The organism is Cupriavidus pauculus, assembly GCF_008693385.1.
Taxonomy (GTDB): domain Bacteria; phylum Pseudomonadota; class Gammaproteobacteria; order Burkholderiales; family Burkholderiaceae; genus Cupriavidus; species Cupriavidus pauculus_D.
This window is the reverse complement of sequence record NZ_CP044065.1, coordinates 3,552,834-3,573,798: the sequence shown is the minus strand read 5'-3', so window position 1 is coordinate 3,573,798 and position 20,965 is coordinate 3,552,834. Positions and strand designations below refer to the sequence as shown.

Sequence of the window (20,965 nt, the reverse complement as noted above, 5' to 3'; positions counted from 1 at the left end):
CTCACGGATGCCGGGGTTTTGATTCAGCCCAATTCGATGCAGGCTTACGCCTGCGTCAAATTAGAACTTGTGGCGAACACCAACCACAGCGCCGAACTGGTTGGCCGAGCCGCTGGTCGCGCCGAAGCCCGAACCTGCTGCGCCCGAACCCGACAGACCCAGCGTCGAGCCATCCTTGTTCTTGGCGTATGCCAGGTTCAGGTAGGCGTCGGTACGCTTCGAGAAAGCGTAGTCCGTCGACACAACGAAGCTCCACGGATCAGCACCGGTGTTGCGGAAGTCTTGGTAGTAAGCCGCGCCCGTCAGCGACAGAGCCGGGGTCAGCTGGTAACCCAGGCCAGCCCAGTACAGGTTCGAGCGGTCAGCAGCAACTACGCCGTTAGCCAGCGTGCCGCCCGGCAGACGTGCGCCGTCCGAAGCCTTGGCGTAACGGTAGCCAGCGAACACCTTGGCCGGGCCGAAGGAGTACGTACCAGCAGCCGAAGCGCGGCGGATCTTGGCGTCAGGCGTACCGACGATACCAACGTTGGTTTCGTCATAGATCGCGCCCAGCGAGAACGGGCCAGCGTTGTACACCACGCTTGCGCTGTACTCACGGCCGGTGTGGTAGTTACCAGCCAGTTCGCCGGCGTTACCTTGGTAGATCGTGCCAGCGGTCGCGCCGGTGTTGCTACCGGTCGAGTACAGCAACTGGGTGGTCAGGCCACCGAACGTGCCGATGTACTTGACGGAGTTGTCAGCACGCGACTGGAACTCGGTACCTTGCGAGGTGATCGAGTAGTTCGTCGAAATGGCCATCGGGTCGAAGGCCAGACCGAAGTCATAGAACGGCGTTTGGTGACGGCCCAGGGTCAGGGTGCCGTACTGGCTCTGCACACCGACGAACGCTTGACGACCGAACAGACGGCCGCCTTGGCCCGACGTACCGGTGTCAACGCTGAAACCGCTTTCCAGCACGAAGACGCCCTTCAGGCCACCGCCGAGGTCTTCCACGCCACGCAGGCCCCAACGGCTGCCGGACATGTTGCCCGAGGTCAGGCGAACCACGTCGTGGCTGCCAGCAACGTTGGGCTGGTGGTTTTGGTATTCGATACCGGCGTCAACCACGCCGTACAGGGTCACGCTCGACTGGGCATACGCACCGCCGGCGGCCAGAGCGGCAACGGCAGCTGCAAACAGTTTCATCTTCATATCGACACTTTCCTTGTCAACTGATTGGGAAATCTTGGTTGCCCAAGTGCTTGGGCGACGCATTAACCTTCACGTCTGCGTCGTATTATGTGACAGGGGTCCCGCTCGCCAGAAGACTTTTTCGCCGTAAACACGGAATGCCGACGCGTTTTGTTGTCATGAAACAACAGCCCGGATGTGCACACCGGCCTTGCGTCTGCAGGAAATTTCCACGTCCCCGCGCCTTCCGCGCCGCATCTTCCGCCATGTGACCTGCGCAATGATGCAGCGCATGAAGCGCATCCAATCAATGACTTAGCTGCAGGTATCGGACGAATCCGTGGCTGCGCGGGGGCGGTGCGGAAGAAGGCGGGAGGGACGGTATACAGCGCAGACCGCGCGCGCCGGACACCGAGGCGTCCGGCGGACCGATATCACTCGGCCGGGGTCTCGCTGGCCGCCGGTTCGGCGACTGCGGGGGGCGTGATGAAGCGCGCGAGGATCAGCCCGAGCTCGTAAAGTGCGATAAGCGGCACAGCCAGCAGCAGCTGCGACAGCACATCCGGCGGCGTGACCACTGCGGCGATGATGAACGCGCCCACGATCACATAAGGACGAATCTGCTTGAGCTTGGCCAGCTCCACCACGCCAAAGCGCACGAGCACGACCACCACGACGGGCACCTCGAACGTGATGCCGAACGCCAGGAACGTCGTCATCGCGAAACTCAGGTACTTGTCGATGTCCGTGGACATCTCCGCCCCGAGCGGCGCGTTGTAGTGCGCCATGAAGTGGAACACCGTCGGAAAGACGAGGAAATAGGCAAACGCCACGCCGCACAGGAACAGCAGGTAGCTGCTCGAGACCAGCGGCATGATCAGCTTCTTCTCATGCTGGTACAGGCCGGGCGCGACGAATTGCCAGATCTGGTACAGCACCCACGGCAGCGCGATCAGGAACGCCACCAGCAGCGTGACCTTCATCGGCACGAAGAACGAGCCCGTGACGTCCGTGACGATCATCTTGCCGCCCTTCGGCAGCGATTCCATCAGCGGCCGCGCGAACAGGTTGAAGATCAGGGGCGCCCAATAGACCAGGCTGACGAATACGAGGAGCACCCCGGCCACCGCCTTCACGAGCCGCTCGCGCAGCTCGATCAGGTGGGAGATGAAGGTTTCCTGCGCTTCGTCCTGAGGATTCTGGGGATCTGGGGAATGCGTGTCGCTCATGGCGTAAACCGCTCAGCCGCGCGGGCTGGATGCTTGTGGTCGGTGGGCGAGCTGCATGCCTATTCGAAGAAGGACCGCGCCGCGCCGCGGGCGGGGCGATGTCGCTTGACGCGCGCGGCGCCGGACTGCACCCACACGCGCGTGTTCTGCTGCCGCTTGAACCAGATGGGCCGCGCGCCCTGCTTCACGCGCCAGCTCTTGCGGCCATTGTGCGACTTGTGGGCAGCGTCCCACGACGGGACGAAGCCGAGACCCTCGCTGCTGCCGAACGGGCTGCCGCTGTCCGCGCCATCCGTGGCGGTGCCGTTCAGCGCGTCGCTGACGGCCTGCGCCTGATCCTTGACCTCCTGGTTGAGGTCGTTCACTTCCTTGTGGATCGTCTGCTCGACGTCGCGCGCCGCGCTCTCGAACTCCGTGCGCATCTTGCGCAGTTCGTCGAGTTCGACCTCGCGGCTGACTTCCGCCTTGACGTCATTGATATAGCGCTGCGCACGGCCGACCAGTGCGCCCACGGTGCGGGCCACCTTGGGCAGGCGCTCGGGACCGATCACGATCAGCGCCACGGCGCCGATCAGTGCCAGCTTGGAAATGCCGAGATCGATCATGCGGGCGTCGAACCTGGGACACAAGAAAAGCGGGCCACGCTGGGCGTGGCCGCCGGGGAGGCGGAAGACAAGGCGAATTGCAAGGAAGCTGCCGGCCGCTTACTGCTGGCGCGACTTTTCCTTGGCCTCGACGTCGATCGTGGTGGCGTCGCGCAGTTCCTTGGCCGGGGCGTCGGCTTGCGCTTCCTTCTCGCCATCCTTCATGCCGTCCTTGAAACCCTTCACCGCGCCGCCCAGATCCTGGCCGATATTGCGCAGCTTCTTGGTACCGAACACGAGCATGACGATCACCAGCACGATCAGCCAGTGCCAAATGCTAAACGAACCCATTTCTTGCTCCTGATGAAGCCTCGAACGGCGATTGCGCCGTTCCGCCCCGAAATTACCGTCCTTCGAAGATCGCGCCGGACGACGGTTCCCGGCGTGACATCAGACCGGGAAACGACTTCCCGGCCCCCTTATTTGCACAGATTTGCCCTGCCTTCGCCTCGGGATCATGCAAAAAACGCAATTATCCCGAGATTCCGTGAAGGTTTCGTTGCGGCTTGATGGAACATTACACCAGTGTGTTCTGTCACGCTGCCGCCGCGCGGGGCATCCGTTTCACAATTGCCAATTTACCAATCGGCCGCTGACCTGTCGCTGACCGATGGATTACGGTTTGTTAACCAAACCGAACCCTACCGGCCGGCGTACTCGGCGGGGCCCCGGTACATGGGCTTGTTATCGTTCAGATACAACCAACCCTTGACGATACGGTAAAGCATCCACAACGACAATACGCTCCACATGGCAATCGCCAGCGGGAACAGCAAAACGGTGATTGCAAAGACCCCGCTGAGGGCCATCCACCCCAGATACCACCAGAACGTCCGGATCTGCCACGCGAAGTGCGAGGCGTAGAGCGTGCCGTGGGTATCGTCGCGCTTGACGTAGTTGATGACGATCGCGATCAGCGCCGTCACGCCACCGGTGATCCAGAAGATCGCGTACAGCGCGTACAGGATGTGGGTCAGCTTGCGCAGGCTGTCCAGCTCCGCGCCATCGGGAGTCGTCGTCACCTGCCCGGTAAAGTCGTTAGCCATCGTCGCACTCCTCCTTGCCTGGTAGCCTGGTAAGGCCTCACAGCCTCTACCTTACTCCTCCGGCGTCACTCCTTGCGACTGGCCTTCTCCTCGAGCCCGGACATGCCCTCGCGGCGCGCCAGCTCGTGGATCACGTCGGCCGGGGTCAGGCCGAACTTCGCGAGCAGGACCATGCTGTGGAACCACAGGTCGGCCACCTCGTAGACGACCTTGCCCGTGGCCTCGGCCGTCAGGCCCGCCGCGCGCGCGTCCTTGGCGGCCATGACCGTCTCGGTCGCTTCCTCGCCAATCTTCTTCAGGATGGCGTCGTCGCCCTTGTGGAACAGCTTGGCGGCGTACGACTTGTCGGGGTCGCCGCCGTTCTCGGGCTTGCGGGACTCCAGCGTGGCGGCGACGCGCGCAAGCACGTCCGCCGCGTTCGGGCCCGCTGCATCGGGTTGCGGGGCGCTCATGGCTTGGCGTAGATGGTGGACGGATCCTTGAGCACGGGCTCGACGGTCTGCCAGTCCCCGCTCTCGACATCGCCCTCGAACTTCTGGAAGAAGCACGAGTGACGGCCCGTGTGGCAGGCGATGCTGTCCACCTGCGTGACCTTCAGCAGCACCACGTCCTCGTCGCAGTCCAGGCGAATCTCGTGCACCTTCTGCACGTGACCGGACTCCTCGCCCTTGTGCCACAGACGCTTGCGCGAGCGCGACCAGAACACGGCCTCGCCGAGCTCGACGGTCCGCTGCAGCGCGTCGCGATTCATGAATGCGAACATCAGCACGTCGTTCGAGCCGACTTCCTGGACGATGACGGGCACCAGCCCGTTGTCGTCCCACTTCACTTTATTCAGCCACTTCTTTGCCATGATCACGTCCGCATCGGGATGCCCTGCCGGGCCATGAATTCCTTCGCTTCACCGACGGTGTGCTGGCCGTAGTGAAAAATGCTCGCCGCCAGTACCGCGTCGGCGCGGCCCACGGTAATGCCATCGGCCAGATCCTGCAGGCCGCCGACACCCCCCGATGCAATAACGGGAATCGACACCGCGTCGCTGACAGCGCGCGTGAGTTCGAGGTCGAAGCCGCTCTTCGTTCCGTCGCGGTCCATGCTCGTGAGCAGCAGCTCGCCGGCGCCGCGTTCGGCCATCTGGCGCGCCCACGCCACCACGTCGAGCCCGGTGGCCTTGCGGCCGCCATGCGTGAACACTTCCCAGCGCGGCGGCTCGCCCGGCGCGGAACTGCGCTTGGCGTCGATGGCCACGACGATGCACTGCGAGCCGTACTTGCCCGTGGCATCCGACACCAGCTGCGGATTCGCGATGGCCGACGAGTTGACGCTGATCTTGTCCGCGCCCGCATTGAGCAGGCGGCGCACGTCCTCGACGGCGCGCACGCCACCGCCCACCGTCAGCGGAATGAACACCTGCGAAGCCACGGCCTCGATGATGTGCAGAATCAGGTCGCGGCCGTCGCTGGTCGCGGTGATGTCGAGGAAAGTGATTTCGTCGGCGCCCTGCTCGTCGTAGCGGCGAGCGATTTCAACCGGGTCGCCAGCGTCGCGCAACTCTAGGAAGTTGACGCCCTTGACCACCCGCCCGTTCGTGACGTCCAGGCAGGGGATGATGCGTTTGGCTAGCATGCGTGCGTATAAAAATTACTCGGCGCCGAGGACGTCGGCGCGCGCCTGGGCGTCGGCAAAATTGAGGTCGCCCGAGTAGATCGCGCGACCGCAGATCACGCCCTCCACCCCTTCGCGCTCCACCTGGCACAGGCGTTCGATATCGGTGAGGTTCGAGAGGCCGCCGCTGGCAATGACCGGAATCGACATCGACTGCGCGAGCTTGACCGTCGCGTCGATATTGATGCCCTGGAGCATGCCGTCGCGGCCGATGTCGGTGTAGATGATCGCTTCCACGCCGTAGTCCTCGTACTTGCGCGCGAGATCCACCACCTCGTGGCCGGTCAGCTTGCTCCAGCCGTCGGTCGCCACCTTGCCGTCCTTGGCATCGAGCCCGACGATGATGTGGCCGCCGAACGCGGAGCACGCGTCCTTGAGGAAACCGGGATTCTTGACCGCGGCGGTGCCGATGATCACGTACGACAGGCCATCGTCGAGCCAGCGCTCGATCGTATTCAGGTCACGGATGCCACCACCGAGCTGCACCGGAATCTCGTCGCCGACTTCGGCGATGATCGCCTTGATCGCGGCTTCGTTGCGGGGCTTGCCCACAAAGGCACCATTGAGGTCGACGAGATGGAGGCGGCGCGCGCCCTGGTCCACCCAGTGACGTGCCATGGCGGCGGGATCTTCGGAAAAGACGGTGGCCTGGTCCATGTCGCCTTGTTTGAGGCGTACACACTGACCGTCCTTCAGGTCGATGGCCGGAATGAGCAACATATGCGTGACGAGCGAGGTTGTGTAAAAAAGAAAAAATGAAAGCAGGGCCGCCGCAATGACGGCCTTCGATCAGGAGTACTTCAGGGATTCCAGTGCACGAAGTTCCGGTATAGCTGCAAACCCATCGCTGCGCTCTTCTCGGGGTGGAACTGCGTGGCAAAAATATTATCGCGTGCTACCGCGCTGGTAAACACGACACCGTATTCGGTCTCCCCGGCGGTATCGGCCGGGTCCTGCGCATGCACGTAGTAGCTGTGCACGAAATAAAACCAGCTGTTGTCCGGAACGCCCTGCCAGATCGGGTGCTCCCGCGTCTGACGCACACGGTTCCAGCCCATCTGCGGCACCTTGAAGCGCGAACCGTCCGCCTGCAACTGGCCTTCCAACTCGAAACGGATGACCTCACCGGGCATCAGTCCGAGGCACGGCGTGGCCGCGTCGCCAGGACGACTTTCGGTGCTGCGGTCGAACAGCATCTGTTCGCCAACGCACACACCGAACATCGGCTTGTTGGCGGCCGCTTCGATCACCGCTTCCTGCAGGCCCGACGCGCCGAGCGCACCCATGCAATCCGGCATGGCACCCTGGCCCGGCAGGACCACACGGTCCGCCGCGCGAATCTGCTCGGGGCGGTCCACGACCTGGACATTCGCCTCCGGCGCCGCGGCGCGCAGCGCCTGCGCCACCGAGCGCAGGTTGCCCATGCCGTAATCCACAATAGCTATGGTAGTCATGATTTCAAAACAGGCAAAAGGGTCTTCAGCCCGTCCACGATGAATTCCACGGCCAGCGCCGACAGGATCAGCCCCATCAGGCGCGTGCCGATATTGATGCCGGTACGGCCAATCACCCGCGCGATCGGATCGGCCGCGCGAAACGTCATGTACACCACGCCGCCAAGCACGATGCCGATGCCGACGAGAATCAGCAACTGGTACCAGTGCTGCGTCTTGCCCGCATACACGATGACCGTGCTGATCGATCCCGGCCCGGTCAGCAGCGGCAGCGCCAGTGGCACCACCGCAATGCTCGCCTTGGCTTCCGCCTCGTCCTCTTCCTCGGGCGTGGCGCGCGTACGGCCTGCCTGCGCGTTGATCATGTTCATGGCCATCATGATCATGATCAGTCCACCGCCCACCTGCAGCGAGGCCACCGAGATATTGAAGAACTCGATGATCTGCTGCCCCAGCAGCGCCGACACCCCCACGACGATCGCCACCGAGACCGATGCGGTCTTGATCGTCCGCATCTTCTCGGCCTCGGTCTGCTGACTCGTCAGGCTGATGAAGAACGGGATCGCCCCGATCGGATTGATCAGCGCCAGCAGCGAGATAAATGACTTGAGCGTGTCCATGGTTGCGGTCGGTCGCGAACGATCGGCAGCGCCGCAACCAGCCGGCTCGCCAGACAGGTGTCCTGGGGAAGTTTCCCGTTAGAGCGTACCCTTGGTCGAAGGAATCGTGTTGGCCGCGCGCGGGTCCAGCTCCACCGCCATGCGCAGCGCACGGCCAAAGGCCTTGAACACCGTCTCGCATTGATGGTGCGCATTGATGCCACGCAGGTTGTCGATATGGAGCGTCACGCCGGCATGATTGACGAAGCCGCGGAAGAACTCGATGGTCAGGTCGACGTCGAAGCTGCCCACACGGGCGCGCGTGAACGGCACGTGGAATTCCAGGCCCGGACGGCCCGAGAAGTCGATGACCACGCGCGACAGGCATTCGTCCAGCGGCACGTAGCTGTGCCCATAACGGGTGATGCCCTTCTTGTCGCCGATCGCGCGGGCGACGGCCTGCCCGAGGGTAATGCCCACATCCTCGACCGTGTGATGGTCGTCGATATGGGTGTCGCCGGTGGCTTCGACCTCGAGGTCGAACATGCCATGGCGGGCGATCTGATCCAGCATGTGGTCGAGGAACGGTACGCCGGACGCCAGTTTCTGGCGACCGGAACCGTCGAGATTCAGCGAAACGCGGATCTGCGTTTCCGAGGTATTGCGGGTGACCTCTGCAACACGCATGGTGGTGTTAATCCTGCAACGAAGCGACAAAGGCTTCCATGAACTGCGCGTTTTCTTCGGGCGTGCTGACCGTCACGCGCAGACAGTTGGCCAGCAATGCGTGCATTTTACTCACGTTCTTGATCAGTACCTTGCGGGAAACGAGACGTTCGAACGTCTGTGCCGCATCCGGCACGCGAATCAACAGGAAGTTGGCGTCGCTCGGGAACACCGTCACGCCCGGCAGCGCGGCCAGTTGCGCGGCCAGAATGGCGCGCTGCTCCCGCAGGCTGGCGGCCTGTTCGTCGAGCACGTCCACATGTTCCAGCGCGAACAGCGCGGTGGCTTCGGTCAGCACGTTGATGTTGTACGGCGGACGCACCTTGTCGAACTGCTCCATCCATGCCGGCGAGCCGGCCATGTAGCCAAGGCGGATGCCGGCCAGACCCAGCTTGGACACGGTGCGCATGACCACCAGGTTGCCGAAGTCCGCGAGGCGCGGCATCCAGCTGTCCTGCGCGAACGGCTGGTAGGCCTCGTCCACGACCACGAGGCTGTTGCACACGTCGCCATTGGCCGCGCGCACGATCACTTCCATGTCCTCGGCGTTGAACAGGTTCCCGGTCGGATTGTTCGGGTACGCGAGGTAGATGATCGCCGGCTGTTCCTCGGCCATCTTCCGCAGCATCCGCGCGCGGTCGAGCGTCAGATCCTCGCGCAGCGGCACGCCGATAAACTCGAGGCCCGCGAACTGCGCGGAAATCGCGTACATCACGAAGCCCGGCACGGGCGCCATCACCTTCGCGCCCGGCTTTGCGGCCGCCATCGCGATGATGCTGATCAGTTCGTCGGAACCGTTGCCGAGCAGGATCTCCATGCCGGCCGGCACCTGCATCACGGACTTCAGCTTCGCACGCAGGGCCTCGCTGGTCGGCACCGGGTAGCGGTTCAGCGCGACCTCCGACAGCCGCTTGCCGAGCTGTTCGCGCAGTTCGGGCGGCAGGCGGTACGGGTTCTCCATCGCGTCCAGCTTCACCAGACCGTGCGAATCCGGCACGTGGTAGGCGCCCATGGCGCGTACATCGTCACGGATGATTCGGTCGATCAGGGAAGGCGCTGCGGCTGACATGAAAATCCTCTGTAGATCAGTAATGGGTGGAAAAACTTAGCGTTTGAAACGGTATTCGGCGCTGCGGGCATGCGCCTGCAGGCCTTCGCCATAGGCGAGCTCGGCGGCGATCTGGCCCAGCATCTGCGCGCCGCCCTCGCTGACCTCGATCAGGCTCGAGCGCTTCTGGAAGTCGTAGACGCCTAGCGGCGACGAGAAACGCGCGGTGCGCGAGGTGGGCAGCACGTGGTTCGGACCCGCGCAATAGTCGCCGAGCGACTCGCTCGTGTAGCGGCCCAGGAAGATCGCGCCCGCGTGGCGGATCTTCTCGCTCCACTGGCGCGGATTCTCGGCCGAGATCTCGAGGTGCTCGGGCGCGATCGCGTTGGCGATCTCGCAGGCTTCTTCCATGTCGCGCACCTTGATCAGCGCGCCGCGGCCGGACAGCGACGCGGCGATGACCTGGCGGCGCGGCATGGTACCGAGCTGGCGCTGGATGCTGGCTTCCACGCGGTCGAGGTACGCGGCATCGGGGCACAGCAGGATCGACTGGGCAAGTTCGTCGTGCTCGGCCTGCGAGAACAGATCCATCGCGACCCAGTCCGGATCGGTGGTGCCGTCGCAGATAACGAGGATTTCCGACGGACCCGCGATCATGTCGATGCCGACCGTGCCGAACACGCGGCGCTTGGCGGCGGCCACATAGGCATTGCCGGGACCGACGATCTTGTCCACCTGCGGAATCGTCGCGGTACCGAACGCGAGCGCGCCCACGGCCTGCGCGCCGCCGATCGTGAACACGCGGTCCACGCCCGCGATCTGCGCGGCGGCCAGCACTAGTTCGTTGCGCACGCCGCCGGGCGTGGGCACGACCATGATCACTTCTTTTACGCCGGCGACGCGCGCGGGAATCGCGTTCATCAGCACGGACGACGGATACGCGGCCTTGCCGCCGGGCACGTACAGGCCCACGCGGTCCAGCGGGGTCACCTTCTGGCCCAGCATGGTGCCGTCGGCCTCGGTGTATTCCCAGCTATGGCTGCCGCATTCGATCTTCTGCTTCTCGTGGTAGGCGCGCACGCGTGCCGCGGCGGCTTCCAGCGCCGCGCGGCGCTTGGGTTCGAGCTCTTCCAGCGCGGCTTCGAGTTCGGCCTGCGACAGTTCCAGCGCGGTCAGCGATGCCGCTTCCACGCGGTCGAAACGGGCCGTGTATTCGAGCACCGCGTCGTCGCCGCGCGCGCGCACGTCGGCCAGGATCTGCGCGGCGGCGCGATCGATGGCCTCGTCCTCGCCCGCCTCGAACGCCAGCACCTGGCGCAGCGCCGTGGCAAAGCCGGGTTCGGTGGAGTCGAGCCGGCGGATCGACAGGTTGTCCATATCGGTTTCGTTCATGACTTCCTTCCTCGCAACCTCAAGCCATCGCCGCCGAGGCCGCTTCGAACGCTTCGAGAATCGGCGCAAGGCGTTCGCGCTTGAGTTTCAGCGCGGCCTGGTTCACGACCAGCCGCGACGAGATCTGCATGATCTCCTCGACCTCGACCAGATTGTTCGCGCGCAGCGTGCCGCCGGTGCTCACGAGGTCGACGATCGCGTCGGACAGGCCCACGAGCGGGCCCAGTTCCATCGATCCATACAGCTTGATCAGATCCACGTGCACGCCCTTCTTGGCAAAGTGCTCGCGCGCGGTCTGCACGTATTTGGTTGCCACCGCGAGACGCGCCCCCTGGCGCACCGCGTTCGCGTAGTCGAATCCCGCCGGCACCGCCACGGACATGCGGCAGCGCGCGATATTGAGATCGATCGGCGCATACAGGCCCGTCATGCCATGCTCGAGCAGCACATCCTTGCCGGCCACGCCGAAGTCGGCGGCGCCGTACTGCACGTACGTCGGCACGTCCGAGGCGCGCACGATGATCACGCGCACGGCCGGATCGGACGTCGGCAGGATCAGCTTGCGCGAGGTCTCCGGATCTTCGGTCACGTGGATACCCGCGGCTTCGAGCAGCGGCAGGGTCTCCGTGAAGATACGGCCCTTGGACAGCGCCAGCGTCAACTGACCGGACGTGGCATTGAGCGAGGCAAAAGCAGCGGGACTCATCGAATTCTTCTCTATCTTGTTCTGTGGGGCGCGTCAGGAGATACGGCGGATCTTGGCGCCCACCGCGGACAGCTTGTCTTCCATGCGATCGTAGCCACGGTCGAGATGGTAGATGCGATCGATGACGGTATCGCCTTCGGCCACGAGGCCCGCGATCACGAGGCTCGCCGATGCGCGCAGGTCCGTCGCCATCACGGTGGCACCCGAGAGACGCGGCACGCCGGTCACCACGGCGGTATTGCCTTCGGCCGTGATGTTCGCGCCGAGCCGGTTCAGCTCCTGCACGTGCATGAAGCGGTTTTCGAAGATCGTCTCGGTGATCCGCGCCGTGCCTTCCGCCACCGCATTCAGCGCCATGAACTGGGCCTGCATGTCGGTCGGGAACGCCGGGTACTCGGAGGTGCGGAAGCTCACGGCCTGCGGACGGGTCGGCATGGCCAGCTTGATCCAGTTGTCGCCGGTCTCGATCTGCGCACCGGTCTCGCGCAGCTTGGCGAGCACGGCGTCGAGGATCAGCGGCGGAACGTCGCGCAGCACGACATTGCCGAGCGTCGCGGCGGCCGCGCACAGGAATGTGCCGGCCTCGATGCGATCGGCCACGACCGAATGCGTGGCGCCATGCAGGCGCTCCACGCCCTGGATGACCAGGCGATCGGTGCCGATCCCCTCGATGCGCGCGCCCATGGCGACGAGCAGGTTCGCGAGGTCGGTCACTTCGGGTTCGCGCGCGGCGTTCTCGAGCACCGTTTCGCCTTCGGCCAGCGTCGCGGCCATCAGCAGGTTCTCGGTGCCCGTCACGGTAATCATGTCCGTCACCACGCGCGTGCCCTTGAGGCGCGACGCGCGGGCATGGATAAAGCCATGCTCGATCGAGATCTCGGCGCCCATCGCCTGCAGGCCCTTGATGTGCTGATCGACCGGACGCGCGCCAATGCCGCAGCCGCCCGGCAGCGACACGCGTGCCTCGCCGAAGCGCGCGACCAGCGGGCCGAGCACGAGAATCGACGCACGCATGGTCTTGACCAGGTCGTACGACGCCTCGGGCAGGTTCACGTCCGCGCCGTTGAGCGTGGCGCGCGCGCCATCGAGCTCCGCGCGCATGCCCATCTGGCGCAGCAGCTTGAGCATCGTGCGCACGTCCTGCAGATTGGGCACGTTGTCGATGATCACGTCATCGGCGGTCAGCAGACCCGCGCACAGGATCGGCAGCGCGGCATTCTTCGCGCCCGAGACCCGGATCTCTCCGGACAGCGGGCCATTGCCCTGAATCTGGAATTTGTCCATGTTCGATCGTTATGTCTGGTTACTGCTGGCCTGCGCCAGCCTGCCCCGCGCTCCATTCGGCGGGCGTCAGCGTCTTCATCGACAGCGCGTGGATCTCCGCGCGCATGCGGTCGCCCAGCGCCGCGTACACGCGCTGGTGCCGCTGGATCAGGCGCTTGCCGTCGAACTCCGCGCTCACGATCGTCGCGAAGAAGTGCTGGCCGTCGCCCTCGACCTCCAGATGGTCGCAGGGCAATCCTTGGGCAATGTAGTCCCTGACTTGTTCCGGTGTGGGCAGCATCTCTGTCTCTTGTAAAACTTCCAAATTCGGTGGTGCGGTGCGTCGGGCAATCGCCCCGTTCAGTGCCGCAGCTTGTATCCGGTGCGCAGCATCCGCAGCGCGAGCGCCGCGAGCACCACGAACGCCACGCTCACCACGGCCAGGCTGAACAGCGGCGATACGTCCGACTGGCCAAAGAAGCCGTAGCGGAACCCGTCGATCATGTAGAAGAACGGGTTGGCATGCGACACCGCCTGCCAGAACGGCGGCAGGCTATGAATCGAATAGAACACGCCTGCCAGGAAGGTGGCCGGCATGATCAGAAAATTCTGAAACGCCGCGAGCTGGTCGAACTTCTCGGCCCAGATCCCGGCAATCAGCCCCAGCGTGCCGAGAATGCCGGCACCGAGGACCGCGAACACGAGCACCCAGCCGATACTGGCCAGATGCAGCGGCGCAAGCAGGCCCGTCACGATCAGCACGCCCAGCCCCACGCTGATACCGCGGATGACCGAGGCGGTGACATACGCGCCGAACATCTCCCAGTGCGACAGCGGCGGCAGCATGATGAACACGAGGTTGCCCGTGATTTTCGACTGGATCAGTGACGACGAACTGTTCGCGAACGCGTTCTGCAACACGCTCATCATCACGAGCCCGGGCACGAGGAACGCGGTGTAGCTGATGCGGTCGTACACCTCCACGCGCCCTTCGAGCACATGCCCGAAGATCAGCAGGTACAGCACCGCCGTCATCACCGGTGCCGCCACAGTCTGGAAGGCAACCTTCCAGAAGCGCAACACCTCCTTGTAGAGCAGCGTGCGAAAGCCCACGAATCCACCCACGGACATGGCCGACAGGCGCGCATTCTCGGCCAGTTCGATTTCCGCCGGCGTCTTCATGCTGCGGCCTCCATCGCGGTGGCCGGCGTCGAGCCGGGCATGTGCCCCTCGCGGCGCATGATCTGGACGAACACGTCCTCGAGGTCGGCCTTGCTCACTTCCATGTCTTCGATCTCGCAACCGGCCTCGCGCAGCGCGGCCAGGATGGGTTCCACGGCCTCGTAGCCCGAGAGGCGCAGCCGATGGGCGCGCTCTCCGGGGTTGGCGGGCATGCGCAGGGCTTCGAGCGCAGCAGGCAGAACGCCACGCGAGAGGGTGAGTACCAACTGCAGGCCCGCGAACTGATTGAGCAGGCTGCTCGTGCGATCGAGCGCGACCACCTCGCCGAACTTGAGCATCGCGATGCGATCGCACAGCGCTTCGGCTTCCTCGAGGTAATGCGTGGTCAGGATGATCGTATGGCCCTCGCGGTTCAGGCGCGAGATGAACTTCCACAGCGTCTGGCGCAGTTCCACATCCACGCCCGCGGTCGGCTCGTCGAGCACGATCACAGGCGGACGGTGCACGAGCGCCTGCGCCACGAGCACGCGGCGCTTCATGCCGCCCGAGAGCTGGCGCATGTTGCTGTCGGCCTTGTTCGTGAGATCGAGGTTGGCCATGATCTCGTCGATCCAGTCGTCGTTGTTGCGCATGCCGAAGTAACCGGACTGCAGCCGCAGCGTCTCGCGGACCGTGAAGAACGGGTCGAACACGAGTTCCTGCGGCACCACGCCGAGCATGCGGCGCGCCATGCGGTAGTCGCCCACCACATCGTGGCCCAGCACCTGGATACGGCCCGAATCCGCGCGATTGAGGCCCGCGAGAATCGAGATCAACGTGGTCTTGCCCGCGCCGTTCGGGCCGAGCAGACCAAAAAACTCACCTTGCTCGACGGTGAAACTGACGCCCTTGAGCGCTTGCAGACTGCGGTAGCGCTTGCGAACGTCGGTGATTTCGATGGCTTTCATGGCCGAATGTCTTGTGACGGGTCCGCTTTCGGGACCGGCCTGGCTTGGAGTTTGGAGCCCCCGGGTCTGCCGCGCAGCACCTGGCGGAACGATGTCAGGGGCATGTGGGGGCGAATAACCCGGAATTATAGGGGATGAGGGATAGGTCCCGCTCCGGACCCACCGCCGGGGCATCGCTTGGGCTGGCGCACCGCTGTTTCAGGTACGTCGCGCAGCCAAGGGATGCCGGTTCAATGTCGGTGGTGGCCTTGGGGGTGGGCGCCGTCCGAGGGCAGGCCCGATGCCAGGCCGATCAGGCCCGCGACGCCATAGAGCGCGGCCAGCTCGCCGAGCTGCGGCGGCACGTTGACGATCGAGAGCGTCTGGCCACGGCCCGCGGCCGCGCGCTGCCAGCCGAGCAGCACGGCGACGGCCGACGAATCGACATGCGTGAGGCCCGCGCAATCCACCGCGACATCGCCCTGCGCCACGCGCGCCAGCCCGTCACGCAGCACGGCGGCGGCGTTCTGGTTGGTCAGCGAGGTTCCGAGCGAAAGCATCGATATTCAGCAGTTGGGAAGCCAACACGGAGAAGTAAAAACGCCCGTGGCAGGCCACGGGCGTTTCGGGCACGAAAGCCCATTGTACGCGAAGTCGCTGTTACTTGGCGTTCGCGAGCTGCTTGTTGCGGTCCTGCAGGGTCTTGATGACGCCATCGATGCCCTGCTGCGTCACGATCGTGTTGAAGCTGCCCTTGTAGGCCTCGGTCAGCCACGCGCCCAGCACGTTGATGTCGTAGACCTTCCAGCCCTCGGGCGTCTTCTCCAGGCGGTAATCCATCTGGATCGGCTCGCCCTTGTTGATCACCTGCGTGCGGATGGTCGCGTCGGTGTCGTCGGCAGTGCCGCGATACGGACGGTATTGCACGGCCTGGTCGCGAATCTGCGCGATGGCGCCCGCGTAGGTGCGGATCAGCAGCGTCTTGAACTGGTCGGTGATGACCTTTTGCTGCTCCGGCGAAGCCTTCGACCAGTTACGGCCCATCGCGATCTGCGTGGTCTTCTCGAAATTGGCATGCGGCAGGATCTTCTGTTCGACGAGCTGCGTGATCTTGCCGATATTGCCGGCCTGCATGTCCTTGTCGCTCTTCACGGTGTTCATGACGTCGGTCACGACGGCCTTGACCAGGCCATCGGGCGTGGCGGCGGCATCGGCGGAAACCTGGGCCTGTGCGGCGCTGGTGAATGCGACACCAGACAGCGCGATAACGGTGAGGAACGGGGCCAACAGTCGCTTCAGCATGAGCGTTTTCCTTTCTATCTTGTGCGGGTCGTGGGGACAACCGGCCAACGCACGCATTGAAACACAGGCATCCACGCTGTGCGTTGCCACAGCGGGACCACTAAGGGCTTGGACGCCACTTCCATACAATTTGTTTCCGCGCTCACATCACCTTCACAGGTGGGGGGCGATCGAGCACCCTAACGCCCGCGGGCGTCAGCGGCCAAAGCGGAAACCGGGGTTGCCGGGCACGAGGCGCCCGGCCGGCGAGGCAGGCAGCGCCTGCTGGTCGCCTTGCTTGCCGCCATCGGCCGGCGCGCCTTCTTCGTCGTCACCGCCCGGCGGGTTGCCGTCGTAGATCAGGTATTCACGGCGCTGCAGGTACGAGTCCCGCAGAAACGCGTAACGGTCCAGCGCGGCGGCATCGATCAGGCTGGTCGCGGCCAGCAGCTGGGAACGCCCGTCCACGACGCGCACGCCCGACACCGCATAGCGTGCCCAGACCGGATAGATATACGAGGTGGGATCCATGAGCCGGTCCACGACCATCCCGCCCGTATCGCGCACGGTGCTCGGGCCGAACAGCGGGAGCACGAGGTACGGGCCCGGCGGCACGCCCCATACGCCCAGCGTCTGGCCGAAGTCTTCCTTGTACTTGGGCAGGCCGCCCGGCGTGGCGATGTCGATCAGGCCGCCGATCCCGAGAATCGTATTGATGGCCACGCGCATCGTGTCCTCGGCCGCGCGCGAAGGCTTGCCCTGCAGCAGGTTGTTCACCGCCGAGTAGACATCGCTGACGTTCGAGAACACGTTGCCGATCGCCGTGCGGATCGGCGACGGCACGTAGTCGGCATAGGTCTGCGCCGCAGGCTTCAGCGCGTACTTGTCGATCTCGTCGTTGACGCGCGACACCCCGCGGTTGAACGGTTCGAGCGGATCTTTCGGATTGGCGTCGGGACCGGTTGCACAGCCCGACAGTAACGCAGCGGCGGCAAAGGTTGCCGTCGCGATCAGTTTTCGGGAGCGGACGGCGCGTTTCATTTCGCACCCCCGTTCGTGCCCGGCGCGGCCGGCAGCGCGGCGGCGCCCGATGCCGCCGGGGCCGCGGGCGCGGTGCTGCCACCGCCGGCGCCCGAGTCGGCCGCCTTGTTGTACAGGAACTGGCCGATCAGGTTCTCGAGCACCACCGCGGATTGCGTCATCGTGATCTTGCTGTTATCGGCGAGCATCTTCGTGTCGCCGCCGGCTTCCAGCCCGATGTACTGCTCGCCGAGCAGACCCGAGGTCAGGATCTTGGCCGACGTGTCCTTCGGGAACTGGTAGCGCTTGTCGATGTTCAGCTCCACCGTCGCGAGGTAGCTCTGGTCGTCGAAGCGGATCTCGGCCACGCGGCCCACCACCACGCCGGCACTCTTGACCGGCGCGCGCGCCTTGAGGCCGCCGATATTGTCGAAGTCGGCCCGCACGCGGTAGGTCTGCTCGAACGAAAACGAGCTCAGGTTGCCGGCCTTCAGCGCGAGGAACAGCAACGCGGCAAACCCCGCCACCACCAGCAGCCCCACCCAGAAATCGAGGGAATTTTTCTTCATGCGATTGTCTTTTCCATTCTGTTTTTCTGTTCTGTCGGTGCTGCCTCAGCTGAACATCAGCGCAGTCAGCAGGAAGTCCAGCCCGAGCACGGCCAGCGAGGCCAGCACCACGGTCCGCGTGGTGGCGCGCGACACGCCCTCCGGCGTCGGACGTGCCTCGAAGCCCTGGTACAACGCGATAAACGTCACCGCAACGCCAAAAATAAAGCTCTTGATCACGCCATTGAGCACGTCGGCGCGCACATCCACCCCGCCCTGCATCTGCGACCAGAACGCGCCCGAGTCCACGCCGATCAGCTGCACGCCGACGAGGTAGCCGCCGAGAATGCCCACCGCGCTGAAGATCGCCGCGAGAATCGGCATGGCAATCACGCCGGCCCAGAAGCGCGGCGCGATCACGCGCTGCAGCGGGTTCACGGCCATCATCTCCATCGCGGTCAGTTGCTCGCCCGCCTTCATCAGGCCGATCTCGGCGGTCAGCGACGTGCCCGCCCGGCCCGCGAACAGCAGCGCGGACACCACGGGCCCGAGCTCGCGCACGAGCGACAGCGCCACGAGCAGGCCCAGCGCCTGTTCGGAGCCATAGCGGTTCAGCGTGTAGTAGCCCTGCAGACCGAGCACGAAGCCGACGAACAGCCCCGATACGGCGATGATCACCAGCGACAGGTTGCCGACGAAGAAGACCTGATCGGTCACGAGCCGCGGACGGCGCAGCAGCGCGGGCGACAGCGCCACCATCGAGGCGAACATCCGCGCGCCATTGCCGATGCCGCTGATGCCGAGCCGCACGAATGCGCCGATGGCGCTGAAGAACGACACGACGGCGTTCATCGTCCACCTCCCGACCGGCCATTGCCCGCCAGAAAATCTTCGGCGAGCGTCGGGCCGCCATAGTGGAACGGCACCGGGCCGTCGGCCTCGGCGTGCACGAACTGATGCACGAACGGGTCGGTCGAGGCCCGCAGCGCTTCGGGCTCGCCCTCCGCGGCGATGCGGCCGTTGGCGATGAAATAGACGTAGTCCGCGATCTGGAAGGTCTCCTGCACATCATGCGACACGATGATCGTGGTCGCGCCGAGCGCATCGTTGAGATTGCGGATCAGGCGTGCCGTCAGGCCCAGCGAGATGGGGTCGAGTCCCGCAAACGGTTCGTCGTACATGAGCAGCGACGGATCGAGCGCGATCGCGCGCGCCAGCGCCACCCGACGGGCCATGCCGCCAGAGATCTGCGCGGGCATGAGGTCGCGCGCGCCGCGCAGGCCCACCGCATTGAGCTTCATCAGCACGAGGTCCCGAATCATCGAGTCGGGCAGATCGGTGTGCTCCCGGAGCGGAAACGCGACGTTGTCGAATACCGACAGATCAGTGAACAGGGCGCCAAACTGGAACAGCATGCCCATCTGCCGTCGCACGGCGTACAGGCCGCGCTGGTCGAGGGCGTCGATGTTCTTGCCCGCGAACGTCACTTGTCCGCGCCGCGGCCGCACCTGTCCGCCGATCAGGCGCAACACGGTGGTCTTGCCGCAGCCGGAACCGCCCATCACGGCAACCACCTTGCCGCGCGGGAAGCGCATGGTCAGGCCCGAGAGAATCGGTTTGTCGCCATCCGCGTACGCGAAGTCGACATCGTCGAGCACGACGATGTCTTCCGCTGCCTGCGCACGGCCAGTCGAAGCCGTGGAGAACGCGGACGGGTCGGAAAGGTCGGGAGTGGTAGCGGTCACATTAACACCGGATTGGACAGGCGGCCATTATAAGGGCTACCACCTAGACGTGCCGGATGCCGTGTGACTGCCGTTACATTTGAAGAAATTGCCAGCTTGGTCAGCGAACTTGTCGCAAATAGCCTGCAACTTTCACGGTTCGCCGCCGTGCGAGGCCTGGCGCAGGATCACCTGCCACTGGATGGACTCCGATCGAATGGCCGTTGCAAACGCCTCGGGGGAGTCGCGCACGGGGGTCAGGCCGGCCGCCATCAGCCGCGCGCGCACCTCGCGCTCGCCCGTGACGCCGTCCAGTTCGTACGCCAGCCGCGCCACGATCGCGCGCGGCGTCTTGGCTGGCGCCATGACCCCATACCAGGCCGCGGCGGCATAGCCCTCGAGCCCCGCTTCCTGCAGCGTCGGCACCTGCGGCGCCAGCGGCGAGCGCGTCATGCCCGTCACCGCGAGCAGCTTCAGGCCGGCCGGACCGCCGCCGGGCCCGGCATTGCGCAGATGGCTCTGCACCGCCGCAAACGAGCAGAAACAGGCACTGATGCGGCCCGCCAGAATTTCCTGCACGACCGCGTTCTCGCCCTTCGCCGCCACCAGCGGCACGCCGTTGGCCAGGCCACGTACGGCGTATTCGGCATACAGATGCGCGGGACTGCCGGGCTGGCCATAGCCATAGCTGTACGCGGAAGGATTCGACCGCACGGCCGTGTTCCACTGCTGCGGCGTCTGCATCGGCAGGCGGCCGTCGATCACGAGAAACAGCGGCATCGTCGCCACCCGCCCGACCGGCGTGAAGTCGCGCACCACGTCGTAAGGGACGGGCTCGAGTCCGGGCTGGATGAGCATATTGGCCTGATGGAACAGCAGTGTATGGCCGTCGGAACTGGCCTTGGCCACCACATCGCCGGCCGTCGTGCCCGCGGCGCCGGGGCGGTTGTCCACCTCCACGGCCACGCCGAGCCGCGCGGACAGGCGCTCGGCCAGCAGGCGCGCGACCGCGTCCGCCACGCCGCCCGCGGGGAACGGCACGATCAGTCGCATCGATCGCGCGGGATACGACATGGGCCGGGACGCCATGGCGTCAGACGACTGCGCGCGGGCGGGTGCCGCCAGACTGGCTGTCAGGCTGGCCACCAGCACCATGGCCGCGAGTAATGCCGGGCGCCTTCGAAGGCTCGCCGGCAACTTCGCTCGACCTCGCCAAAGCCGCGACAACGTGCGCACTTCGGGCATCAATTTCCTCCGCGCCGCGGCTGAGCCACGGCATACCGTCGGCTGAAAGGATTGCGAGGTGGTTTCGCGTTGGGTGTTACAGGAATGGAAGCCGTAC

Annotated in this window: 26 protein-coding genes; all 26 read right to left on the bottom strand. The window is 64.9% G+C overall.

Annotation, left to right across the window (positions count from 1 at the left end):
* Positions 1 to 60: 60 nt before the first annotated feature.
* Positions 61 to 1,191 (bottom strand): porin, encoded by a 1,131-nt coding sequence (locus tag FOB72_RS16450; RefSeq protein WP_223851367.1) that lies wholly within the window; start codon positions 1,189 to 1,191, stop codon positions 61 to 63.
* Between the two features lie 413 nt (positions 1,192 to 1,604).
* The gene (gene tatC / locus FOB72_RS16445) at positions 1,605 to 2,399 is read right to left on the bottom strand and encodes a twin-arginine translocase subunit TatC (RefSeq protein WP_150373557.1); all 795 of its coding nucleotides are present in this window, start codon (positions 2,397 to 2,399) and stop codon (positions 1,605 to 1,607) included.
* Between the two features lie 59 nt (positions 2,400 to 2,458).
* The gene (tatB, locus tag FOB72_RS16440) at positions 2,459 to 3,004 is read right to left on the bottom strand and encodes a Sec-independent protein translocase protein TatB (protein WP_150373556.1); all 546 of its coding nucleotides are present in this window, start codon (positions 3,002 to 3,004) and stop codon (positions 2,459 to 2,461) included.
* 99 nt (positions 3,005 to 3,103) lie between these two features.
* The gene (gene tatA / locus FOB72_RS16435) at positions 3,104 to 3,334 is read right to left on the bottom strand and encodes a Sec-independent protein translocase subunit TatA (RefSeq protein WP_109585141.1); all 231 of its coding nucleotides are present in this window, start codon (positions 3,332 to 3,334) and stop codon (positions 3,104 to 3,106) included.
* Between the two features lie 350 nt (positions 3,335 to 3,684).
* Positions 3,685 to 4,089, bottom strand: coding sequence for a DUF4870 family protein (locus FOB72_RS16430; protein WP_150373555.1), 405 nt, complete (start codon positions 4,087 to 4,089; stop codon positions 3,685 to 3,687).
* 65 nt (positions 4,090 to 4,154) lie between these two features.
* Positions 4,155 to 4,541, bottom strand: coding sequence for a phosphoribosyl-ATP diphosphatase (locus FOB72_RS16425; protein WP_150373554.1), 387 nt, complete (start codon positions 4,539 to 4,541; stop codon positions 4,155 to 4,157).
* Positions 4,538 to 4,942, bottom strand: coding sequence for a phosphoribosyl-AMP cyclohydrolase (gene hisI, locus FOB72_RS16420; protein WP_109585138.1), 405 nt, complete (start codon positions 4,940 to 4,942; stop codon positions 4,538 to 4,540). Before hisI ends, FOB72_RS16425 begins: the two co-directional genes overlap by 4 nt.
* Before the next feature lie 2 nt (positions 4,943 to 4,944).
* Positions 4,945 to 5,715, bottom strand: a complete 771-nt coding sequence (gene hisF, locus FOB72_RS16415) for an imidazole glycerol phosphate synthase subunit HisF (protein ID WP_150373553.1) — start codon at positions 5,713 to 5,715, stop codon at positions 4,945 to 4,947.
* 15 nt (positions 5,716 to 5,730) lie between these two features.
* Entirely contained in the window at positions 5,731 to 6,474 is a 744-nt protein-coding gene (gene hisA, locus FOB72_RS16410; RefSeq protein ID WP_150373552.1) for a 1-(5-phosphoribosyl)-5-[(5-phosphoribosylamino)methylideneamino]imidazole-4-carboxamide isomerase, read from the bottom strand.
* An 80-nt stretch (positions 6,475 to 6,554) separates the two neighbouring features.
* Positions 6,555 to 7,211 carry an imidazole glycerol phosphate synthase subunit HisH gene (gene hisH / locus FOB72_RS16405; RefSeq protein WP_150373952.1) on the bottom strand — a complete coding sequence of 219 codons (657 nt, stop codon included), beginning with the start codon at positions 7,209 to 7,211 and terminating at the stop codon, positions 6,555 to 6,557.
* A complete protein-coding gene (locus FOB72_RS16400; protein ID WP_150373551.1) occupies positions 7,205 to 7,828 on the bottom strand; it encodes a YchE family NAAT transporter in 624 nt (207 codons plus the stop codon). The genes hisH and FOB72_RS16400 overlap by 7 nt, the downstream gene beginning before the upstream one ends.
* Positions 7,829 to 7,906: 78 nt before the next feature.
* Complete coding sequence (hisB, locus tag FOB72_RS16395) at positions 7,907 to 8,494, bottom strand: imidazoleglycerol-phosphate dehydratase HisB (protein ID WP_010812330.1); 588 nt, start codon at positions 8,492 to 8,494, stop codon at positions 7,907 to 7,909.
* A gap of 7 nt (positions 8,495 to 8,501) precedes the next feature.
* Positions 8,502 to 9,602: a histidinol-phosphate transaminase gene (hisC, locus tag FOB72_RS16390; RefSeq protein WP_150373550.1), complete on the bottom strand. Its 1,101-nt coding sequence runs from the start codon at positions 9,600 to 9,602 to the stop codon at positions 8,502 to 8,504.
* Between the two features lie 36 nt (positions 9,603 to 9,638).
* Positions 9,639 to 10,973, bottom strand: coding sequence for a histidinol dehydrogenase (gene hisD, locus FOB72_RS16385; protein ID WP_150373549.1), 1,335 nt, complete (start codon positions 10,971 to 10,973; stop codon positions 9,639 to 9,641).
* 19 nt (positions 10,974 to 10,992) lie between these two features.
* The gene (gene hisG, locus FOB72_RS16380) at positions 10,993 to 11,679 is read right to left on the bottom strand and encodes an ATP phosphoribosyltransferase (RefSeq protein WP_150373548.1); all 687 of its coding nucleotides are present in this window, start codon (positions 11,677 to 11,679) and stop codon (positions 10,993 to 10,995) included.
* A 33-nt stretch (positions 11,680 to 11,712) separates the two neighbouring features.
* A complete protein-coding gene (murA, locus tag FOB72_RS16375) occupies positions 11,713 to 12,963 on the bottom strand; it encodes a UDP-N-acetylglucosamine 1-carboxyvinyltransferase (RefSeq protein ID WP_150373547.1) in 1,251 nt (416 codons plus the stop codon).
* A 19-nt stretch (positions 12,964 to 12,982) separates the two neighbouring features.
* Positions 12,983 to 13,243 carry a BolA family protein gene (locus FOB72_RS16370; protein WP_150373546.1) on the bottom strand — a complete coding sequence of 87 codons (261 nt, stop codon included), beginning with the start codon at positions 13,241 to 13,243 and terminating at the stop codon, positions 12,983 to 12,985.
* 59 nt (positions 13,244 to 13,302) lie between these two features.
* A complete protein-coding gene (locus FOB72_RS16365) occupies positions 13,303 to 14,124 on the bottom strand; it encodes an ABC transporter permease (protein WP_150373545.1) in 822 nt (273 codons plus the stop codon).
* Positions 14,121 to 15,071 carry an ABC transporter ATP-binding protein gene (locus FOB72_RS16360; RefSeq protein ID WP_150373544.1) on the bottom strand — a complete coding sequence of 317 codons (951 nt, stop codon included), beginning with the start codon at positions 15,069 to 15,071 and terminating at the stop codon, positions 14,121 to 14,123. The genes FOB72_RS16365 and FOB72_RS16360 overlap by 4 nt, the downstream gene beginning before the upstream one ends.
* 230 nt (positions 15,072 to 15,301) lie before the next feature.
* Entirely contained in the window at positions 15,302 to 15,610 is a 309-nt protein-coding gene (locus tag FOB72_RS16355; RefSeq protein ID WP_150373543.1) for a lipid asymmetry maintenance protein MlaB, read from the bottom strand.
* 100 nt (positions 15,611 to 15,710) lie between these two features.
* Complete coding sequence (locus FOB72_RS16350) at positions 15,711 to 16,352, bottom strand: phospholipid-binding protein MlaC (protein ID WP_150373542.1); 642 nt, start codon at positions 16,350 to 16,352, stop codon at positions 15,711 to 15,713.
* A gap of 195 nt (positions 16,353 to 16,547) precedes the next feature.
* Positions 16,548 to 17,372 (bottom strand): VacJ family lipoprotein, encoded by an 825-nt coding sequence (locus FOB72_RS16345; protein ID WP_150373541.1) that lies wholly within the window; start codon positions 17,370 to 17,372, stop codon positions 16,548 to 16,550.
* Complete coding sequence (mlaD, locus tag FOB72_RS16340; protein ID WP_150373540.1) at positions 17,369 to 17,920, bottom strand: outer membrane lipid asymmetry maintenance protein MlaD; 552 nt, start codon at positions 17,918 to 17,920, stop codon at positions 17,369 to 17,371. The genes FOB72_RS16345 and mlaD overlap by 4 nt, the downstream gene beginning before the upstream one ends.
* Before the next feature lie 45 nt (positions 17,921 to 17,965).
* Complete coding sequence (mlaE, locus tag FOB72_RS16335) at positions 17,966 to 18,751, bottom strand: lipid asymmetry maintenance ABC transporter permease subunit MlaE (protein WP_150373539.1); 786 nt, start codon at positions 18,749 to 18,751, stop codon at positions 17,966 to 17,968.
* Positions 18,748 to 19,494 (bottom strand): ABC transporter ATP-binding protein, encoded by a 747-nt coding sequence (locus tag FOB72_RS16330; RefSeq protein ID WP_411859839.1) that lies wholly within the window; start codon positions 19,492 to 19,494, stop codon positions 18,748 to 18,750. Before FOB72_RS16330 ends, mlaE begins: the two co-directional genes overlap by 4 nt.
* A 282-nt stretch (positions 19,495 to 19,776) precedes the next feature.
* Positions 19,777 to 20,868 carry a Bug family tripartite tricarboxylate transporter substrate binding protein gene (locus tag FOB72_RS16325; RefSeq protein WP_150373538.1) on the bottom strand — a complete coding sequence of 364 codons (1,092 nt, stop codon included), beginning with the start codon at positions 20,866 to 20,868 and terminating at the stop codon, positions 19,777 to 19,779.
* Between the last annotated feature and the right edge of the window lie 97 nt (positions 20,869 to 20,965).

What these genes read in the sequence shown, in the direction of transcription:
- FOB72_RS16370 (WP_150373546.1), bottom strand. Translation starts at nt 13,243, where the DNA reads ATGCTGCCCACACCGGAACAAGTCAGGGACTACATTGCCCAAGGATTG.
- FOB72_RS16360 (WP_150373544.1), bottom strand. Translation starts at nt 15,071, where the DNA reads ATGAAAGCCATCGAAATCACCGACGTTCGCAAGCGCTACCGCAGTCTG.
- FOB72_RS16425 (WP_150373554.1), bottom strand. Translation starts at nt 4,541, where the DNA reads ATGAGCGCCCCGCAACCCGATGCAGCGGGCCCGAACGCGGCGGACGTG.
- hisI (WP_109585138.1), bottom strand. Translation starts at nt 4,942, where the DNA reads ATGGCAAAGAAGTGGCTGAATAAAGTGAAGTGGGACGACAACGGGCTG.
- tatA (WP_109585141.1), bottom strand. Translation starts at nt 3,334, where the DNA reads ATGGGTTCGTTTAGCATTTGGCACTGGCTGATCGTGCTGGTGATCGTC.
- mlaD (WP_150373540.1), bottom strand. Translation starts at nt 17,920, where the DNA reads ATGAAGAAAAATTCCCTCGATTTCTGGGTGGGGCTGCTGGTGGTGGCG.
- FOB72_RS16325 (WP_150373538.1), bottom strand. Translation starts at nt 20,868, where the DNA reads ATGCCCGAAGTGCGCACGTTGTCGCGGCTTTGGCGAGGTCGAGCGAAG.
- FOB72_RS16330 (WP_411859839.1), bottom strand. Translation starts at nt 19,494, where the DNA reads ATGCGCTTCCCGCGCGGCAAGGTGGTTGCCGTGATGGGCGGTTCCGGC.
- hisA (WP_150373552.1), bottom strand. Translation starts at nt 6,474, where the DNA reads ATGTTGCTCATTCCGGCCATCGACCTGAAGGACGGTCAGTGTGTACGC.
- FOB72_RS16400 (WP_150373551.1), bottom strand. Translation starts at nt 7,828, where the DNA reads ATGGACACGCTCAAGTCATTTATCTCGCTGCTGGCGCTGATCAATCCG.
- hisF (WP_150373553.1), bottom strand. Translation starts at nt 5,715, where the DNA reads ATGCTAGCCAAACGCATCATCCCCTGCCTGGACGTCACGAACGGGCGG.
- mlaE (WP_150373539.1), bottom strand. Translation starts at nt 18,751, where the DNA reads ATGAACGCCGTCGTGTCGTTCTTCAGCGCCATCGGCGCATTCGTGCGG.
- hisB (WP_010812330.1), bottom strand. Translation starts at nt 8,494, where the DNA reads ATGCGTGTTGCAGAGGTCACCCGCAATACCTCGGAAACGCAGATCCGC.
- FOB72_RS16430 (WP_150373555.1), bottom strand. Translation starts at nt 4,089, where the DNA reads ATGGCTAACGACTTTACCGGGCAGGTGACGACGACTCCCGATGGCGCG.
- murA (WP_150373547.1), bottom strand. Translation starts at nt 12,963, where the DNA reads ATGGACAAATTCCAGATTCAGGGCAATGGCCCGCTGTCCGGAGAGATC.
- hisD (WP_150373549.1), bottom strand. Translation starts at nt 10,973, where the DNA reads ATGAACGAAACCGATATGGACAACCTGTCGATCCGCCGGCTCGACTCC.
- FOB72_RS16345 (WP_150373541.1), bottom strand. Translation starts at nt 17,372, where the DNA reads ATGAAACGCGCCGTCCGCTCCCGAAAACTGATCGCGACGGCAACCTTT.
- tatC (WP_150373557.1), bottom strand. Translation starts at nt 2,399, where the DNA reads ATGAGCGACACGCATTCCCCAGATCCCCAGAATCCTCAGGACGAAGCG.
- tatB (WP_150373556.1), bottom strand. Translation starts at nt 3,004, where the DNA reads ATGATCGATCTCGGCATTTCCAAGCTGGCACTGATCGGCGCCGTGGCG.
- hisG (WP_150373548.1), bottom strand. Translation starts at nt 11,679, where the DNA reads ATGAGTCCCGCTGCTTTTGCCTCGCTCAATGCCACGTCCGGTCAGTTG.
- FOB72_RS16355 (WP_150373543.1), bottom strand. Translation starts at nt 15,610, where the DNA reads ATGCTTTCGCTCGGAACCTCGCTGACCAACCAGAACGCCGCCGCCGTG.
- FOB72_RS16350 (WP_150373542.1), bottom strand. Translation starts at nt 16,352, where the DNA reads ATGCTGAAGCGACTGTTGGCCCCGTTCCTCACCGTTATCGCGCTGTCT.
- FOB72_RS16365 (WP_150373545.1), bottom strand. Translation starts at nt 14,124, where the DNA reads ATGAAGACGCCGGCGGAAATCGAACTGGCCGAGAATGCGCGCCTGTCG.
- hisC (WP_150373550.1), bottom strand. Translation starts at nt 9,602, where the DNA reads ATGTCAGCCGCAGCGCCTTCCCTGATCGACCGAATCATCCGTGACGAT.
- FOB72_RS16450 (WP_223851367.1), bottom strand. Translation starts at nt 1,191, where the DNA reads ATGAAGATGAAACTGTTTGCAGCTGCCGTTGCCGCTCTGGCCGCCGGC.